Genomic DNA, 359 nt, shown 5'->3' on the forward strand with positions numbered 1-359 from the left:
GTCGACGAAGCGAAGGCCGCTGCCGCCGCAGCCGAGGAGAAACTGGAGACGCTCCGTGAGACAGTCACCGAGATCGACGACATCGTCGCGATGCTGAACGAAATTGCCGACCAGACGAACATGCTCGCGTTGAACGCCTCTATCGAGGCCGCCCGAGTCGGCGAGGCGGGCTCCGGTTTCGCCGTCGTCGCAGACGAAGTCAAAGACCTCGCCGAACAGGCTCAGGAGCGCGCGACGGAGATCGAGGCGACCGTCGAGGAGGTGCGTTCGACCGCGGACGAGACGATAGCACAAATCGAGACGGTCGACACGCGCACGGACACCGCCGCGGCGTCGATCACGGACGCGGTCGACGACCT

1 protein-coding gene is annotated in these 359 nt (G+C 65.5%); it reads left to right on the forward strand.

Annotated features, from left to right (window positions below; all coding sequences use genetic code 11):
- A partial coding sequence (locus EXE44_RS18605; protein WP_241991905.1) for a methyl-accepting chemotaxis protein occupies window positions 1-359 on the forward strand: 359 nt, incomplete at both ends.

This window comes from Halorubrum sp. SS7, from assembly GCF_005435055.1.
In the GTDB taxonomy this organism is placed as follows: Archaea; Halobacteriota; Halobacteria; order Halobacteriales; family Haloferacaceae; genus Halorubrum; species Halorubrum salinarum.